Origin of the sequence: Streptomyces sp. NPDC026092, assembly GCF_040638605.1 — a bacterium.
GTDB lineage: Bacteria > Actinomycetota > Actinomycetes > Streptomycetales > Streptomycetaceae > Streptomyces.
The window spans coordinates 280,430-295,265 of the sequence record NZ_JBEZYN010000001.1 but is presented as its reverse complement, the minus strand read 5'-3'; the positions used below and the strand labels follow the sequence as shown (position 1 = coordinate 295,265).

The window sequence follows — 14,836 nt, the reverse complement described above, 5'->3', positions numbered from 1 at the left end:
GGCGGTTCCTCGAGGGTGAGGCCGACGGGTTCGACTCGGACCCGAAAACCAGACCGTCACCGCCTATCTGGACATAAGGCTGGCGGCGAAGGCACTCGTCCTGAAGCCGACGACAATGGCCCGCTACCGCGACTACGTGCGCAACGACCTGGTCCCCGCGTTCGGCACCCTCAAGCTCGACCAACTCGACCATCGCCACATCTCGGCATTCGTCACCGGACAGCTCGCCGCCGACCGCGGCCGGACCGCCCGTAACAGGTGCCTGGCCACCCTCTCCAACACCCTCGGCGACGCCGTCCGCCACCACCGCCCCTCCCCCGGTCCTGCGCCGGCCGCCGTCGCCGGAGCGGCGAAACTGGACCGCGGAGGAGGCGGCCCGCTTCCTCACCCACTGCCACGAGGCCGACCCGGAGATGGCCGACCTGTTCGAGGTCCTCATCGGCACCGGCATGCGCAAGGGCGAGGCCCTCGGTCTGCACTGGGACAACGTCCACCTCAACGAGGGCGTGCTCCACGTGCGCTGCACGCTCTCCGCCGTCGGCAACAACCGTCTGGTCATCACGACACCGAAGACCCGGTCGAGTCGCGGCTGGGTCGCCATCTCACCCCGCGTCGCCACCGCCCTCCGCCACCGGGCACGCTCAGCGGCACGGACCCGCGGCGACCCCAACGATCCCTTCGCGGGGCTGGTCTTCTGACGTCCCGACGGCCGCCCGCTCGGGCCACATCTCGTACGCGACCGGCTCCACCGGCTGTCCGAGGAAGCCGGCGTCCCCCGGGTCACGGTCCATGACCTGCGCCACCTCGCCGCCACCATCGCCATCACCGCCGGCGTCCCGCTCACCATGGTCTCCAAGACGCTGCGGCACTCCACCCTGTCGACGACCGCGAACATCTACAGCCACCTCACCCAACAGGCAGCGCACCAGGCCGTCGACACCATTGACCACGTAATCAGCGGCGCCGAGGTGACGGCCAGCCTCACGGACCGGCCCGCATGGCTGCGACCACCGCGCGACCACCTCCACCGCCTCCGCGAAGCCCTCCACCGGCTCCGCTCCCCCGCACCACCCGCCACCAGCACCACGGCAAACCAGCCCCGGCGCGGGCGTGCGACCACACTGCGACCACCGCGCCTCCGAACGCGCGAAAAGCCGCCCTCTCATGGATGAGAGAACGGCCTCCGACCTGCGTTTCCGCACAGTCGGGACGACAGGATTTGAACCTGCGACCCCTTGACCCCCAGTCAAGTGCGCTACCAAGCTGCGCCACGTCCCGGTGCCCGTCTGACCTGGGGTTTCCCCCGGCCGAACGCGCATGAGAACAATACCGCACTTCCACGGGTGGTCACGAACCGCTTTACGGGTTGACCTCAAGCAAGCTTGAGGTTGCACCGTGGGTGGCATGACGAACACGGACATCGACCGGCTCCACGGGCTCATGGGCCTGATGACCGGCGACGAGAAGCACTCGCCCGCCGCCACCTCCACCCTCGACGCGCTCTGGGTGCTCTACGACCGGGTGCTGCGGGTGTCGCCCGAGACCGTGGGGCGGGAGGACCGGGACCGGTTCCTGCTGTCGAAGGGGCACGGGCCGATGGCGTACTACGCCGTCCTCGCCGCCAAGGGGTTCTTCCCCGAGGAGCTGCTCACGGGCTTCGGCTCGTACGACTCGCCCCTCGGGCACCATCCCGACCGGACCCTCGTGCCCGGAGCCGAGATCGGCAGCGGGTCGCTCGGGCACGGGCTGCCGCTGGCCGTGGGGAGCGCGCTCGGGCTGCGGGCGCGCGGGATCACCGAGGCGCGGGTGTGGGTGCTCATCGGGGACGCCGAGCTGGACGAGGGCAGCAACCACGAGGCCATCGCCTACGCCGGGCCCGCGGGTCTGGAGCGGCTGCACACCCTGGTGATCGACAACGGCTCCGCCACCCACGGCTGGCCCGGCGGGATCGCCTCGCGGTTCGAGGCCGCCGGCTGGTCCGCCGAGACCGTCGACGGGCGGGACCACGAGGCGCTGTACGCCGCCTTCACCGCGCCCCACCCGGGGCGACCGCGCGCCGTCGTCGCCCGCGTCGAGCCCAAGAACGCCTGATCGGCCCGGACCGGGACCCGTAAGACCGAGGCCTGTAGGCCGAGACCTGCTAGCCGAGACCCGTAAGAAGGAGCTTCCCCTAATGGACACGATGCGTGACCGCTTCATTGCCACCACCAGTCGGCTGCTCGACGAGGACCCGCGCCTCGCGCTCGTCCTCGCCGAGATCAGCAGGGACGGCTTCCGGGAGGCCGAGCGGCGCCATCCGGACCGGGTGATCAATGTCGGGATCCGCGAGCAGCTGCTGATCGGCGCGGGCGGCGGGCTCGCCCTCGCCGGGATGCGGCCGGTGCTGCACACCTTCGCGAGCTTCCTGGTCGAGCGGCCCTTCGAGCAGATCAAGCTGGACTTCGGCCACCAGGGCGCGGGCGGGGTGCTGGTCAGCGCGGGCGCCTCCTACGACTGGCCGGCCGGCGGCCTGACCCATATGGCACCCGGCGATGTGGCCCTGCTCGACACCCTCGACGGCTGGACGATCCACGTCCCCGGCCACCCGGACGAGGCGGAGGCCCTCGTGCGGCAGGCGGCCGCGGGCGACGGCCTCGACTACGTCCGGCTCTCCGTCCAGTCCAACGCCGTCGCCCGCCCCGTCTCCCCCGGATTCAGCACCGTCCGCGAGGGCCGAGCCGGCGTGGTCGTCGCCGTCGGGCCCCTGCTCGACAACGTCCTCGCCGCGACCGAGAGCCTCGACGTGACCGTCCTCTACGCCACGACCGTGCGCCCCTTCGACGCCGAGGGCCTGCGCCGGGCCGTCGACACAGCACGCCCGGACGTCGTCCTGGTCGAGCCGTACCTCGCCGGCACGTCGACCGCCGCCGCCAACGACGCCCTCGCCGCGCTGCCGCACCGGGTCCTCGGGCTCGGCGTCGCCCGCCGGGAGCTGCGCAGGTACGGCACGCTCGACGAGCACCTCGCGGGGCAGGGCCTCGACCCGGCAGGTCTGCGCGAGCGCGTTTCGGTCTTTTTCGACCTCTGAGGGGGCCCGAGCGGGCGCGGGGCAGGTCCGAGCGGACCCGCCCCCGTCGCCTCAGCCGCTCTCCGGGGGTACGCCGACCTCCGGATATTCCTGCAGCAGGCGGCGGGGGGCGGCCTGGCGCCAGGAATCGGCCAGGATGGCGCGGAGCTCGTCCTCGTCGTCAAGGGCGCCGATCCGGACACGTATCCAGGCGTACCCGTCGTCGTGTCCCTCCCGGACGAAGAACTTGGCGGGCTCGGCGGCGAGGAGTTCCGCGCGCTCCTCCTTGGGGCATTTCACCCCCATCGCCTGGTCGTCGTCGTCCAGCGAGGCGAAGATCCTGCCACCCTGGCCGGCGCGGAAGGTGGGCATGCCCCAGGCGAGCTTCTCGAACGCCCCGGGCAGCGAGAGTGCGATACGGCGTACGTCGTCGGCGGTGGCCATACCTCGACCGTACGACGCCCCACAGACACCGACACCCCTTGTCCCCGGCTCGCCCCTCCCTCGCCCCGGACGTGACGGCGCCGATCGGCCGCGCACGCGCCGGAGCGCGCCCCCCTCACTCCCTGTGACGCGCCCCGGCGCCGCCGAGCACACCTGTACGCCGTCCGCCGCCCGCGGATCGAAGGATTCACGCGGGCCCGGCCGCACCGTTTCGGCCCCGTCCGCATTCCGGGACCCTTCCGAGATGCCGACCCTGTGGTGAACAGGTGACTGATGAGGCGACACCGCCCCTCTCGGGGCCATATGCCCTCGATCTGTTTGCCCATGGCATGTGGCAGAAAGATGTCCACGGGGAATGCCCTGGTGACCCGCTGGAACAGGTCAACTCCATCCGAAACACAGTCAGTTGCTGGCGTCAACCACTCCGGTTTAAGACAAACTCGGTGGCGATATTGCTCCGCCCCGTAAAGATCAACACCATGAAGTGTCGGCCTGTTCGGGACGGGACCACTGCCGATGCACGACCTGCTCGAACAATCGATCGAGCGGGCGATGAGCAGGGGAGGACTCTCGCGTGGACAGCTACTTCAGTAGTCGACTTCATCACCAACTCCGAGCAACCGTAAGGGACTTCGCAGAGCGTGAAGTTCGGCCACGGATAGCCGAGATGGAAGCGTCCCGATCCGTGCACCACGAACTGTCCCGACTGATCTGCGAGCAGGGTTGGCTGGGCGCCACCATCAGCCAGGAGTACGGCGGTATGGGCGCCGGTCACCTGGCCAAGACCATCATCATCGAGGAGCTCTCCCGCGTCAGCGGCGCGATGGGCGCCATGGTGCAGGCCTCCCAGCTCGGCACCGCGAAGATCGTCCACTTCGGCAGCGACGAGCAGCGCAAGACCTGGCTTCCCGCCATCGCCGCCGGCGAGTGCCTGCCGACCATCGCGGTCACCGAGCCCGAGTCGGGCGGGCACGTCCTCGGCATGACCGCGAGCGCGGTCCGCGACGGCGACGACTACATCCTCAACGGCAACAAGGTCTTCGTGGGCAACAGCCACGTCGGCCATCTGCACGGCGTCGTGGTCAGGACCGGTCCCGGATCGAAGGGACTGACTGCCTTCCTGGTCGAATCCGATCGCCCCGGCTTCAGGACCGGTCCCCAGCAGCCCGCGATGGGCCTGCACGGCTTCAGCTTCGGCGAACTCGTCTTCGAGAACTGCCGTGTTCCGGCCGCCAATCGGCTCGGCGACGAAGGTGACGGCCTGGCCGTCGCGTACTCCTCCAGCGTGCTGTACGGGCGGGCCAACCTCACCGCCGTCTCGCTCGGCATCCACCAGGCGATCCTGGAGGAGACGACCCGGTTCTGCGCGGAGCGGCACCGCTACGGTAAGCCGCTGCACCACCTGCCCACCGTCAAGCTGAAGCTCGGCCAGATGCAGTCGCGGCTGATGACGGCCCGGCTCGCCGCGTACCACGCCGTCCATCTGCTGGACCAAGGGCTCTCCTGCGACGCGGAGTTGATGAACGCGAAGCTGGTGAACGTGGAGTCGGCGATCGACTCCGGCCGCAACGCCATGGAGATCCACGCGGCCGCCGGGCTCTTCACGGATCGGCCGATCGAGCGCTATCTCCGCGACGCGCACCACATCTTCGCCCCGGCCGGCACCTCCGACATCCAGCTGCTCCGCCTCGCCGAGGTCGCTCTCGGCGAGGACAAGGGCAGTTGGTCGGAGCGGCTGGCGGACCTCCTCAAGCTGGAGCCCGTACACGCATGACCGATCACAGACACAGACGCGCCCCGGCACGGCTCCTATGAGAGTCGTCCCGGGGCGCCATCGTTTCGGCCCGGCACTCGTACCGGGCCCGCCACGCGGGCTCAGATCAGGCCTTCCTCACGACGGTGGATCTGCTCCACCAGCTCCGCCGCGAGCGACTTGATCGTCTCCAGACCGGCGCGGCCCCACGGTCGTACGTCCGTGTCGACCACGCAGATCGTGCCCAGCGCTATCCCCGTACGGTCGATCAGCGGCGCGCCCATGTACGAGCGGATGCCGATCTCGTCCACGACCGGGTTCCCCGCGAACCGCGGGTAGTCGCAGACGTCCTCCAGGACCAGCGCCTTGCGGCGCACCACCACGTGCGGGCAGTAGCCGTGGTCGCGGTCCATGTACCGGCCCACGTTCCCGCCGGCCGCCGCGTTGAGGTCGCTGCCGGTGTGGGTGCCCGTCGGGGTGTGCAGCCCGGCGAAGAACTGCCGGTGCTCGTCGATGAAGTTGACCATCGAGAACGGGGCACCGGTCACCTCCGCGAGCCGGTGGGCGAACTCGTCGAACGCGGGCTCCGGACGCTCCCCGAGACCCAGCTCCCGCAGCCGCCGCACACGGGCGGGCGCCTCCTGGTCGACGGGGGTCAGCAGCAGGTGACCGGTCGGGTCGTAGGTCATGACGGTGCTCCGTAGCTCGGCACGGGGGCCGGGATGGTGGTGAGCAGATGCTGGACGAGGGTGAGGAGGGTCCGGATGCCGGCGCTGGAGATCCGCGCGTCGCAGAGCACCACGGGCACCTCGGGCTTGAGGTCGAGCGCGGACCTGACCTCGTCGGGCTCGTAGCGGTAGGCGCCGTCGAACTCGTTGACCGCGACCACGAATCCGATGCCGCGCCGCTCGAAGAAGTCGACGGCGGAGAAGCAGTCCTGGAGGCGTCGGGTGTCGGCGAGGACGACCGCGCCGAGGGCGCCCTCGGAGAGCTCGTCCCACATGAACCAGAAGCGCTCCTGGCCCGGGGTGCCGAACAGGTACAGCACGTTCCTGTCGTCGAGGGTGATCCGGCCGAAGTCCATCGCGACCGTGGTCGTGGTCTTGGACTCCACGCCTTCCAGGCTGTCGGTGCCGGCGCTGACCTGGGTCAGCAGCTCCTCGGTGCTCAGCGGTTCGATCTCGCTGACCGCGCCCACGAAGGTCGTCTTGCCCACGCCGAAGCCGCCCGCCACCAGGATCTTGAGCGCGGTGGGGAAGGGGTCGGACGCGAAGCTCTCGTGGCGCTCAGAGCCGTTGTCGTAGGCCATCGAGCACTGCCTCCAGCAAGGAACGGTCGGTTGGGTTGGCGTGGAAGCGGGGCGCGCGGGCGGTCAGCGCCCCGCAGTCCACGAGGTCGGAGAGCAGGACCTTGGTGACGACGGCCGGTAATCGCAGGTGCGCCGCGATCTCCGCCACCGAGGTGGGTCCGTCGCACAGCCCGAGGGCCAGGCTGTGTTCCGGACCCATATGCGGCTGCGGGGAGGAACCGGTCGCCATCACCATGGAGAGGAGGTCCAGGGCGGTGGTCGGCTGGGTCCGGCCACCACTGACGGTGTACGGACGGATCAGCCGGCCCGCCGCGTCGTCGAGCCAGGGCCCCTCCTGGGGGGACACCGCGCTCACTGCCCCGTGCTGCCCGCCGCGCCGGCCGCCTGTCTGGCGGGCGTGACGAGATACGGCCGTACGCTCTTGACCAGCATCGCCATCTCGTACCCGAGGACCGCGGCGTCCGCCTCCCTCCCTGCGAGGACCGCCAGACACGTGCCGGAGCCGGCGGTGGAGACGAACAGCAGCGTCGAGTCCAGCTCGACGACCACCTGTCGCACCTCTCCGCCGTCGCCGAACCGCGCGCCGGCGCTGCGGCCGAGCGAGTACAGCCCGGAGGCCAGCGCGGCCATGTGGTCGGCGGCGTCCGTGTCGAGCCCGTGGACCGACTTGACCAGGCCGTCGGAGGAGAGCAGGACCGCGTTCCGCGTGTACGGGACCCGCTGGACCAGACCGCTCAGCAGCCAGTCGAGATCCGAGGAATGGCCGTTCGGCACATTGCTCGCCATGGTGCATCTACTCCTTGTGCGCGTCACCGGGACGCGGCGGTTCTTGGGGTGCGGGCTGGGATTCGGCGAGTCCGATACCGCGCTGGAACGCGGCCATCAGACCCGGGTCGTGCAGAGCGTGCTCCTCGGGCCTGCGCGCCACCGGCTCGTCGCGCAGCTGCGGGACGAGGTGCTCCTGGGCACGCCGCTTGGGGAGCAGCGGGCGGCCGGGGGGCTGGGCGCGCTCGACGGTCTCCGCCTGCTGGACGGGGATCGCGGGGGCGGAGGTGGTGTACGTCAGCGGCCGGTGCGGGAGCGCGGCCGACCCGTGCTCCGCCCCATGGGCCGAGGCCCGCACGGGCGAGGGCACGGGAGCGGGGGCCTGCGTCGGTACGGGCGCGGGGGCCGGGGCGGTGGGGACCCTGTGGACGGCCGGGGGCACGCGCTGAGGCATGTGCTGGGGTGCTTGAGGCGCCTGCGGGACGTGGGGAGCCTGCGGAACCTGAGGCATCTGCGGCGCGTGGGGCGCTTGGGGCGCTTGGGGCGCTTGCTGAACCTGCTGCACCTGAGGCGTCTGCGGGACCTGAGGTGCCTGCTGGACCTGCGGAACCTGCTGTATCTGGGCCGTCTGGTTCGCGCTGCGCGCGAGCCCCTCGGGGTCGGCGCCCAGGATGCCCTGGGGCAGCACGAGGACGGCCTGGACACCACCGTAGATGTTGGACTGGAGCCGTACCGCGATGCCGTGGCGGCGGGCGAGCGCGGAGACGACGAAGAGTCCGATGCGGCCGTCCTGGAGCAGGTGGGCCACGTTCACCTGGTCGGGGTCGGCGAGGAGCGCGTTCATCTTGTTCTGCTCGGTGACCGGCATGCCCAGGCCGCGGTCCTCGACCTCGATGGCGAGGCCGGCGGTGACGTACTGGGCGCGCAGCAGCACCGTGGTGTGCGGCGCGGAGAACAACGTCGCGTTCTCGACGAGTTCGGCGAGCAGGTGGATGACGTCGGCCACGGCATGGCCCCGGAGCGTACCGTCGATCGGCGGGACCAGTTTCACGCGCGGGTACTGCTCGACCTCGGCGATGGAGGAGCGGAGCACCTCGGTCATGGTGACCGGGTTCGACCACTGGCGACGGGAGATGGCGCCACCGAGCACGGCGAGGTTCTCCGCGTGGCGGCGGATGCGGGTGGCCAGGTGGTCGACGTGGAACAGGCCCTTGAGCAGCTCGGGGTCCTCGACCTCGTTCTCCAGCTCGTCGAGGAGCTGGATCTCGCGGTGCACGAGGGACTGGAGACGACGGGCGAGGTTGACGAAGACCTCGACCTTCTGCTCGTTGCCGACGCTGCTGGAGAGCCGGGAGGCCTGCACCACGGCCGCCACGGCGGCCTCGTGCGAGCGGTTCAGCTCCTGCGCGAGCAGGTCGAACTCGTCTCCGGAGACGGCTGTCGGCGGGGTGACCGGGCGGTCCGGGGCACCCTCGCCCCTGCGCAACTGTTCGACGACCGTACGCAGTTCGCTCTGGCCGCGCGCGCTGGAGCGGCGCAGGGCGTTGCAGCGGTCGAGGACGGCCTTGGCCGCCCGGTCGGCGCCGAGCGCGGCCGCGGTGATGGAGGCGACCGTGAGGGCCGCGGCGCCCGTCAGCGCGGCCCAGAGGCCGGGGGTGGGGCTGGCTCCGGTGGAGCGGAGGGTGAAGAGGACGGCGGCGGCGCCACCGAGTGCGACCGCGACGGCGGGAAGTACGGAGGTACGAAGGAGTTGGGGGCGTATGCGTGCTTCGGTCGGGAGCGGCGCGGGGTGCTGCGCGGGGTTGGGAGCCCCCGCGCCGGAAGCGGAACGGGCGCCTGACCGGCCGTGCCGCCCGCCCTCACGGCGTTCGGACCGCGCGGCGGGTGCGCGAAGTTGAGACATGAGTGTCCTTGGTACGTGCCCAGGATGCGGCGTACTACGGGGGGTGTCTTACGTGGGTCTGTCGAGGCTACCGATGATCACCAACCACCCACTCTAGACGTCAACCGTTCATGTGCGGTGCGCAGTTGGCAAACTTACCCGTAGACGAGACCCACTCTGGTATCAGCCTTCGCACGACAGGCCGAGAAGACATGGCCGGAACTCGACGAGCGTGTCGGGGGCACGGAACGGAAGGGCGACGGAAGCGTCCGTACGCCTCCCCCGACCTTCCGTACGCCTCCCCCGCCGGCAGGATCCGGCCGTGACCGGAATCGACCCACGCCCGCTCGCACAACGAAGCGAACACCTCCGCTCCGGGCCGCGCGGGAGGCTCACCCGTGCCCCGCGAACTCCCCTTCACCGTTCACATTCGCATTCGCGTTCGCATCGACACCCGCGGGAGTACTGACGAAGCCGCGATCCCCTGCTCCAGGCACTGATGGAGCGTCACTCCCTGGGCCTGGCTTGCCGCCCGTGAAAGGCCACGTGGGACATGCAGAAGCAGGTCGCCGCTCCTGCGCCGCTCCGACCAGCCCTACTCGGCGAGGGTCGGCTCGTGCGGGTCGGACAGCTCCGTCCACAGGTCGAGAAAGGCCCGCAAGGGCGCGCTCGGCCGGGTGCCACCGCGCCAGACGAACACCTTCCGCAGGCGGATGGCCGGCTCCAGCGGTACGACGACGAAGCGCGCGTCGGCGGCGAGGACCGGGCTCGCGTGGGAGGTCAGGGCGATGCCGATGCCCTCCGCGACCAGCGCGACCTGGAGGGCGACGTCGTTCGTCGCGTACGCGACCTCCAGCCGCAGCGCCTTGGCCGTGAAGGCCTCACGGATGTACGCGTGCACGCCGCTGTCGCGGCCGTAGCTGATGACCGGGCCTCGGACCGCCTCCTCGAGGGTCATCGGACGGTTCGCGGGGAGGACCGCGACGATGCGGTCCTCCAGGAGCACGCGCGGCCACGGTGGCGGGCGTGCCCTCCGGCGGTCCGGCGACCACGGCCGCGTCGATCTCCCCGTCGCGGACCTTTCCGAGGAGGGACGGGCTCGACGCCCCGGTGAGCGTCACCGCGACCTGGGGGTACCGCCGGTGGTACTCCCCAGCAACTTGGGGATGGTGGTGACTTCGAGGCTTCCGACGGTCCCCAGCGCGAACGAGCCGCTGAGCAGACCGGACCGTTCGGCGAACTCCAGGAATGGACGTACGAGGCCGGTGTGCCGAGGCTGTTGGCAGATTGCCCCCGGCGCGCTGAGGAGTGACATGGACGGAACGGGCCGGTCGGCATTCGGGGAAGTGCTCCGTGACCACCGCCGCGCGGCGCGGCTGACGTTGGAGCGGCTGGCCGAGGTCTCGGGCGTCAGCGCCCGGACCCTGTCGGACATGGAGCGCGGACGGAGCAAGGGCCCTCAGGCCCGGACCGTCACCGCTCCGGCGGACGCGCTGAAGCTGGACGACAGCGATCGCACCCGGCTGATCGAGCTGGCGCGCGACGGCCGGCTGCGGGACCACTGGGCGCGGCAGAGCGGTGTGTGTGAACTGCCCCGGATGGTCGAAGACTTCACCGGTCGGGCGGAGGAACTGATCTGGTTGAGCGAGCTCGTGTACGTCGAGAGTTCGCCGGGTGTCGGCGTGGTGGGGCTCATCACCGGCTCCGCGGGGCTGGGGAAGACCACGTTCGCCGTCCGCGCCGCCCATTCCGTACGGGCGAGCGTGTCATCGAGCGGCTCCAGCACGCCGGCTACCCGACCATCGCCCCCGTCAACCCGCTGCGCAGCCTGCCCACGGACGCGGCCTACATCGCCGGCGTCGTCAGATCGATCAGCGGCCCCGTGGTGCTCGTCGGCCACTCCTACGGCGGCGCCACCATGTCCTGATCAACAAGTACCCCGGCAGCATCATCGAGGCCGCGACCCGCCCGGTCCCCTACGCCGCCGCCGACGGTACGACGGGTGTCGACCTGTACCTGGAGCCCGACAAGTTCCGGGCCGCGTTCGCCGCCGACCTGCCGGTCGCCACGACGCGCCTGATGCAGGCCAACCCAACGGCCCTTCAGCGCCACCTGCTTCACCGACACCACGATCGGCGCCGCCTGGCGCACGATCCCCTCCTGGGGACTGGTCGCCGACACCGACAAGGCCATCCCGCCCGCCCTGCAACGCTTCTTCTACGACCGGGCCCGCGCCCGGCATGTCGTAGAGGCCCGAGGCGCGTCCCACGTGGCAATGATCAGCCACCCCCGCACCACGACCCGCCTGATCGAGGCCCCAGCCCGAGCCGCGACCTGACCCGGGGCCGTCCCCGACCTCGGCGGCCAAGGGGAACCTGCCGAGGTCGGGGACGCCCTGTACGACGACCCTGGCCGAGTGACACTACACGCGGGGCCCCCGGCTGCAAGGCCCCGTCCGCCAGCAGGTCCCCGGCACCGCTCCCGCCACCGAACAGGCCCAGCGGCGGCGGAATTCGAATCCCCCGGGTGACCGCTCACGGCCGGACCGCTGGGCGGTGGCCAAGGAGGTCATGGGGCGTCCCGTACGGACTTTTCGAGGAGCGTGAACGACTTCGGCGTACCGCCCGGTTGCGGCTTGCCCTCCTTGTGTCCGACGACCGTGTAGCCGGCGTCGAGGTAGTACGCCGTCAAGCGCTCGTTGCCGGCCAGGCAGTCCAGACGTAGCAGCGATCGGCCCGCCTCGGCGACGCGCCGCTCCGCGACACGCAGAAGCCGGCGCCCCGTCCCGGCCGGGACACGACTGTGGTCCACCATCAGCCGGTGCACGTAACCGGCCGTCGGCGGCTGCGGCCCCCAGGCGTCCTCGTCCTCCCACCAGAGCTCCCAGGCCCCGACCACGCGCCCGGCGTCTTCGGCGAGCCACACCTCCCCGCGCTCCATGATCCGCCGGAAGTGCTCCTCGCCCAGCTCCCCGGGCCGCCACTGCCCGGTGACGCCCTGGCCGAGCATCCAGCGGGCGGCATCGTCGCGCAGCCGCACGACAAAGCCAAGGTCGACATCCTCGGCGAGACGAAAGCGCAGATCATCCACGCCGCGATCTTCGCACAGCGGTCCGCCCCTCCATCGAGCAGCCGCCAAGGCGTCCTGGAAGCCCAACAGGCCACGCATCCGGCAACCTGGGCCCGCAGCAGCCACCGCCTAGCCACCCGAAGACATGTCCGACCAGCTCGTTGGGCTCGGCACCGTGGCTGCTGATCACCACCACGCGTGCGCGTGCTGCACAGAACACAGGGACGGTCCGCCGCTGTCCTATGGGGCTCCGGCTCCGGCGGCGTGGAAGCCTCGGTACTCCCGGCGTCGGGACAGTGAGCTGACCGCCGACCAATGCGTGATCAAGGGCCGGCACTTCTTCGTCCACGGCCTGATCGAGATACCGGTGCGCGACAGCGGCGACACGTTCTCCTACCCGCACTCCACACTCCTCCTCAAGACCCATGTCCACACCCGCGCCGTCGGTGAGCGCCCGCTGATCGAAGTGGAACCTACCGACCGCCCCCTCGCGATCGAGCAGCGCGAAGGCATCACCACCAGCCGCGTGAGGGACCTCGCAGACTTGCTCATCCGAGGCTGAGAGCCCCATTGGCATGGCCCTGTTCGCAGGGTTGTGGTGCTGGTTGAGTTCTTGGCCGGCGGGGCCGACGCACGTGCGGAGCCGGAGGTCCCCACCCTTCGGGTGGTCGGTGTCGACGAGTACGCCACCCGCAAAGGGCGCCACTGCTGCACCGTCCTCGTCGACGTCGAAACTCGCCGACCCATCGACCTGCTGCCCGACCGAGACGCATCGAACCTCGCCGCGCGGATGGCCCCTTTGCCCGATCCCCTACAAGTCCTACCTGGAACGACGATTCGCCGCTGAATGCACCAGCGTCACCCACCTCCACCGCGAACTCCTCGCCGACAACGCGCCCGTCACCTACCAGGTGGTCCGCGCCCGCATCGCCACCCTGCACACGGCTCCGGCCGGCCGAGCGGGTCATTGGCGGCTCACCGTACGGGTCACGCCCGCGACGATCGTCGTCGCCAGGATCCAGCCGGTGATGATCAGGGCGTACGACAACCACTGGTGCCAGCCGACGGGGGCGAATGCCGACTCCTGGCCGAAGCTGATGATCGGCAGGAGCAGGTCGAGGGTGTAGAAGACGGGGTTGAAAGCTGGCCCCTCGCCCGCCTTGACGGGCCTGGGGTGGTCCAGGCCGTACGCGATCGACCCGATGGCCAGGAGCGACAGCAACCAGACGGCCGCGCGCAACGGGCGGAAGCCGTAGCCGACGATGCCGTCCTGGAGGTACCCCCACAGTCGTCCGTACCAGGTGAGCGCGGCGCGCCGACGGCGCTGCTTGGCAAGCTGGACGAGTCGGGCCGCGTCGTCATCACCGACGTGGCGGTAGGCCGCCGTCAACTGCTCGTAGCCGTACGGCTCATAACGGTCGCCGTCCCGCTCCAGCATCGGAAGACGCCTCTCGGCGGGCTCGTGCGGGGTGAGTACGGTGTAGGTGAGATTGCTGATGAACACCTGGTCCGGCAGCATCTTCGGTTCGACGTTCATGATCTCTATGCGAGAACGCCGCAGATTCAGGGCACCCTCGATGCGATCGCCACCGAGCAGCCAGAGTTCACCGATGACGCAGCTACTGACGCGCAGTGCCGTGCCGCCCCGATGCGACAGGTGAGCGTGGAGCAGGTCGAGACGGCCTGCTATGCGCGAGCCCCGGAGCTCGACCCCGCCCTGCGTACGCACGCGCCGCGCCCGTACATGGGCTCCCACGCTGAGGTTCTGTGCGTCCAGCGCGGTGCCACCGGGCCGGTTGAGTTCGGCGTCCTGAATGTTGATCCGCCCGGCGATGGAGGCGCCGGTGAGCCGTACCTGTCCGTTCGCGCGCATCTCGGGCGCCCACAGGTCGGCACCGATCACGGCCTGGTTGAGCTGAAGCACCGGCTCGGAGTCGTCCGGCGCCGTGAACTCCGCCTCCTCCATGAACAACGCCCCGGAGATCTGCGCCCCGCCAAGCCGCACCGGCCCCCGCATACGGCAGCCTGTCATCCGCAGCACGCCCTCGACCCTCAAGGTCGCCGAGGTCAGGCCCGGCAGAGCCGACTTGCTCAGATCGAGCTCGCGCAGCTGGGCACCATGCAGGTCGGGAACGCCGTCGAATCGGCAGTGACTCAGCCGGATGGCGGCATCGATCCTGGCGTGTTTCAGGTCCAGTACGCCGATGATCCGCGCCCCAGTGATCTTGAGCGCGGGGATCTCTCCCTCCTCCTGCGGAGCCTTGATCAGCAGTGCCCGCAGCACACTCGCCCGCACGGTCCGCTCAGCGCCCCAGGCGTTCGCGAGCGCCGGATCCGCGTCCTCGGCAGCGCGAAAGTCCACGGACTCGCCTCGCGGAAAGGCCCGCCATATACGCGCTTCCGCCGACGTCAGATCGTCGGTCTCGCTCACGCCGGGACTCTGACGTGTTGCGTTCGAGCTGTCCCTTGCCGCACAGAGAACGCCATTCCGCTCGAATCCCCCGTCCCGCCCGGCCGGCACCGAGCCCGGCCCCCAATTTATCAACTGCGAGTTCATCACGATCTTCA

17 protein-coding genes, 1 tRNA gene and 3 pseudogenes are annotated in these 14,836 nt (G+C 70.4%); 8 read left to right on the top strand and 13 right to left on the bottom strand.

Going from position 1 to position 14,836, the window contains the following annotated elements:
- Window positions 1-413 precede the first annotated feature (413 nt).
- Window positions 414-1,172: pseudogene (locus AB0F56_RS01375) on the top strand (site-specific integrase).
- Between the two features lie 32 nt (window positions 1,173-1,204).
- Here AB0F56_RS01375 and AB0F56_RS01370 read toward each other — a convergent pair.
- Window positions 1,205-1,278 (bottom strand) — tRNA-Pro (locus tag AB0F56_RS01370).
- Between the two features lie 126 nt (window positions 1,279-1,404).
- On the opposite strand from AB0F56_RS01370, the gene AB0F56_RS01365 reads away from it, so the two are divergent.
- Together AB0F56_RS01365 and AB0F56_RS01360 are read left to right on the top strand one after the other, a co-directional pair.
- On the top strand, window positions 1,405-2,091 hold the full coding sequence (locus AB0F56_RS01365; protein WP_362002754.1) for a transketolase: 687 nt from the start codon (window positions 1,405-1,407) through the stop codon (window positions 2,089-2,091).
- A gap of 82 nt (window positions 2,092-2,173) precedes the next feature.
- Complete coding sequence (locus AB0F56_RS01360) at window positions 2,174-3,067, top strand: transketolase (protein ID WP_362002752.1); 894 nt, start codon at window positions 2,174-2,176, stop codon at window positions 3,065-3,067.
- Between the two features lie 51 nt (window positions 3,068-3,118).
- On the opposite strand, the gene AB0F56_RS01355 is transcribed toward AB0F56_RS01360, so the two are convergent.
- Window positions 3,119-3,490, bottom strand: a complete 372-nt coding sequence (locus tag AB0F56_RS01355; RefSeq protein ID WP_362002751.1) for an MmcQ/YjbR family DNA-binding protein — start codon at window positions 3,488-3,490, stop codon at window positions 3,119-3,121.
- Window positions 3,491-4,064: 574 nt separating this feature from the next.
- Between AB0F56_RS01355 and AB0F56_RS01350 the strand changes: the two genes are divergently transcribed.
- Window positions 4,065-5,264 (top strand): acyl-CoA dehydrogenase family protein, encoded by a 1,200-nt coding sequence (locus AB0F56_RS01350; protein WP_362002749.1) that lies wholly within the window; start codon window positions 4,065-4,067, stop codon window positions 5,262-5,264.
- Window positions 5,265-5,365: 101 nt separating this feature from the next.
- Here AB0F56_RS01350 and AB0F56_RS01345 read toward each other — a convergent pair whose 3' ends face one another.
- From AB0F56_RS01345 to AB0F56_RS01315, 7 genes are all read right to left on the bottom strand, one after another.
- Window positions 5,366-5,932 carry a GAF domain-containing protein gene (locus AB0F56_RS01345; RefSeq protein WP_362002747.1) on the bottom strand — a complete coding sequence of 189 codons (567 nt, stop codon included), beginning with the start codon at window positions 5,930-5,932 and terminating at the stop codon, window positions 5,366-5,368.
- A complete protein-coding gene (locus AB0F56_RS01340; RefSeq protein ID WP_362002745.1) occupies window positions 5,929-6,552 on the bottom strand; it encodes an ATP/GTP-binding protein in 624 nt (207 codons plus the stop codon). The genes AB0F56_RS01345 and AB0F56_RS01340 overlap by 4 nt, the downstream gene beginning before the upstream one ends.
- Complete coding sequence (locus AB0F56_RS01335; RefSeq protein ID WP_362002744.1) at window positions 6,530-6,907, bottom strand: DUF742 domain-containing protein; 378 nt, start codon at window positions 6,905-6,907, stop codon at window positions 6,530-6,532. Before AB0F56_RS01335 ends, AB0F56_RS01340 begins: the two co-directional genes overlap by 23 nt.
- Entirely contained in the window at window positions 6,904-7,338 is a 435-nt protein-coding gene (locus AB0F56_RS01330; RefSeq protein WP_215071982.1) for a roadblock/LC7 domain-containing protein, read from the bottom strand. Before AB0F56_RS01330 ends, AB0F56_RS01335 begins: the two co-directional genes overlap by 4 nt.
- A 7-nt stretch (window positions 7,339-7,345) precedes the next feature.
- Window positions 7,346-9,220 carry an ATP-binding protein gene (locus AB0F56_RS01325; RefSeq protein WP_362002742.1) on the bottom strand — a complete coding sequence of 625 codons (1,875 nt, stop codon included), beginning with the start codon at window positions 9,218-9,220 and terminating at the stop codon, window positions 7,346-7,348.
- Window positions 9,221-9,794: 574 nt separating this feature from the next.
- Window positions 9,795-10,199, bottom strand: a complete 405-nt coding sequence (locus tag AB0F56_RS01320) for a LysR family transcriptional regulator substrate-binding protein (RefSeq protein ID WP_362003198.1) — start codon at window positions 10,197-10,199, stop codon at window positions 9,795-9,797.
- Window positions 10,081-10,560 (bottom strand): LysR substrate-binding domain-containing protein, encoded by a 480-nt coding sequence (locus tag AB0F56_RS01315; protein WP_362002740.1) that lies wholly within the window; start codon window positions 10,558-10,560, stop codon window positions 10,081-10,083. Before AB0F56_RS01315 ends, AB0F56_RS01320 begins: the two co-directional genes overlap by 119 nt.
- On the opposite strand from AB0F56_RS01315, the pseudogene AB0F56_RS01310 reads away from it, so the two are divergent.
- Window positions 10,513-10,665 (top strand): annotated as a pseudogene (locus tag AB0F56_RS01310) (helix-turn-helix transcriptional regulator); the annotation flags it as partial. The gene AB0F56_RS01315 and the pseudogene AB0F56_RS01310 sit on opposite strands and share 48 nt — an antisense overlap.
- Here the strand turns inward: AB0F56_RS01310 and AB0F56_RS01305 are convergent.
- Both AB0F56_RS01305 and AB0F56_RS01300 read right to left on the bottom strand, forming a co-directional pair.
- On the bottom strand, window positions 10,659-10,985 hold the full coding sequence (locus AB0F56_RS01305) for a hypothetical protein (protein ID WP_362003222.1): 327 nt from the start codon (window positions 10,983-10,985) through the stop codon (window positions 10,659-10,661). The pseudogene AB0F56_RS01310 and the gene AB0F56_RS01305 sit on opposite strands and share 7 nt — an antisense overlap.
- 116 nt (window positions 10,986-11,101) lie before the next feature.
- The gene (locus AB0F56_RS01300) at window positions 11,102-11,350 is read right to left on the bottom strand and encodes a hypothetical protein (protein WP_362003220.1); all 249 of its coding nucleotides are present in this window, start codon (window positions 11,348-11,350) and stop codon (window positions 11,102-11,104) included.
- On the opposite strand from AB0F56_RS01300, the gene AB0F56_RS01295 reads away from it, so the two are divergent.
- Window positions 11,331-11,537 (top strand): alpha/beta fold hydrolase, encoded by a 207-nt coding sequence (locus AB0F56_RS01295; RefSeq protein WP_362003196.1) that lies wholly within the window; start codon window positions 11,331-11,333, stop codon window positions 11,535-11,537. The two genes, AB0F56_RS01300 and AB0F56_RS01295, sit on opposite strands and share 20 nt — an antisense overlap.
- 230 nt (window positions 11,538-11,767) lie before the next feature.
- Here the strand turns inward: AB0F56_RS01295 and AB0F56_RS01290 are convergent, their stop codons facing one another.
- The gene (locus AB0F56_RS01290; RefSeq protein WP_362002739.1) at window positions 11,768-12,289 is read right to left on the bottom strand and encodes a GNAT family N-acetyltransferase; all 522 of its coding nucleotides are present in this window, start codon (window positions 12,287-12,289) and stop codon (window positions 11,768-11,770) included.
- A gap of 124 nt (window positions 12,290-12,413) precedes the next feature.
- Between AB0F56_RS01290 and AB0F56_RS01285 the strand changes: the two genes are divergently transcribed.
- On the top strand, window positions 12,414-12,830 hold the full coding sequence (locus AB0F56_RS01285; RefSeq protein WP_362002738.1) for a DUF2199 domain-containing protein: 417 nt from the start codon (window positions 12,414-12,416) through the stop codon (window positions 12,828-12,830).
- 102 nt (window positions 12,831-12,932) lie between these two features.
- A pseudogene (locus AB0F56_RS01280) lies at window positions 12,933-13,052 on the top strand (transposase); the annotation flags it as partial.
- Between the two features lie 180 nt (window positions 13,053-13,232).
- On the opposite strand, the gene AB0F56_RS01275 reads toward AB0F56_RS01280, so the two are convergent.
- The gene (locus tag AB0F56_RS01275; protein ID WP_362002736.1) at window positions 13,233-14,699 is read right to left on the bottom strand and encodes a membrane-associated oxidoreductase; all 1,467 of its coding nucleotides are present in this window, start codon (window positions 14,697-14,699) and stop codon (window positions 13,233-13,235) included.
- Between the last annotated feature and the right edge of the window lie 137 nt (window positions 14,700-14,836).

What these genes read in the sequence shown, in the direction of transcription:
- AB0F56_RS01340 (WP_362002745.1), bottom strand. Translation starts at nt 6,552, where the DNA reads ATGGCCTACGACAACGGCTCTGAGCGCCACGAGAGCTTCGCGTCCGAC.
- AB0F56_RS01360 (WP_362002752.1), top strand. Translation starts at nt 2,174, where the DNA reads ATGGACACGATGCGTGACCGCTTCATTGCCACCACCAGTCGGCTGCTC.
- AB0F56_RS01365 (WP_362002754.1), top strand. Translation starts at nt 1,405, where the DNA reads ATGACGAACACGGACATCGACCGGCTCCACGGGCTCATGGGCCTGATG.
- AB0F56_RS01345 (WP_362002747.1), bottom strand. Translation starts at nt 5,932, where the DNA reads ATGACCTACGACCCGACCGGTCACCTGCTGCTGACCCCCGTCGACCAG.
- AB0F56_RS01325 (WP_362002742.1), bottom strand. Translation starts at nt 9,220, where the DNA reads ATGTCTCAACTTCGCGCACCCGCCGCGCGGTCCGAACGCCGTGAGGGC.
- AB0F56_RS01355 (WP_362002751.1), bottom strand. Translation starts at nt 3,490, where the DNA reads ATGGCCACCGCCGACGACGTACGCCGTATCGCACTCTCGCTGCCCGGG.
- AB0F56_RS01285 (WP_362002738.1), top strand. Translation starts at nt 12,414, where the DNA reads ATGTCCGACCAGCTCGTTGGGCTCGGCACCGTGGCTGCTGATCACCAC.
- AB0F56_RS01330 (WP_215071982.1), bottom strand. Translation starts at nt 7,338, where the DNA reads ATGGCGAGCAATGTGCCGAACGGCCATTCCTCGGATCTCGACTGGCTG.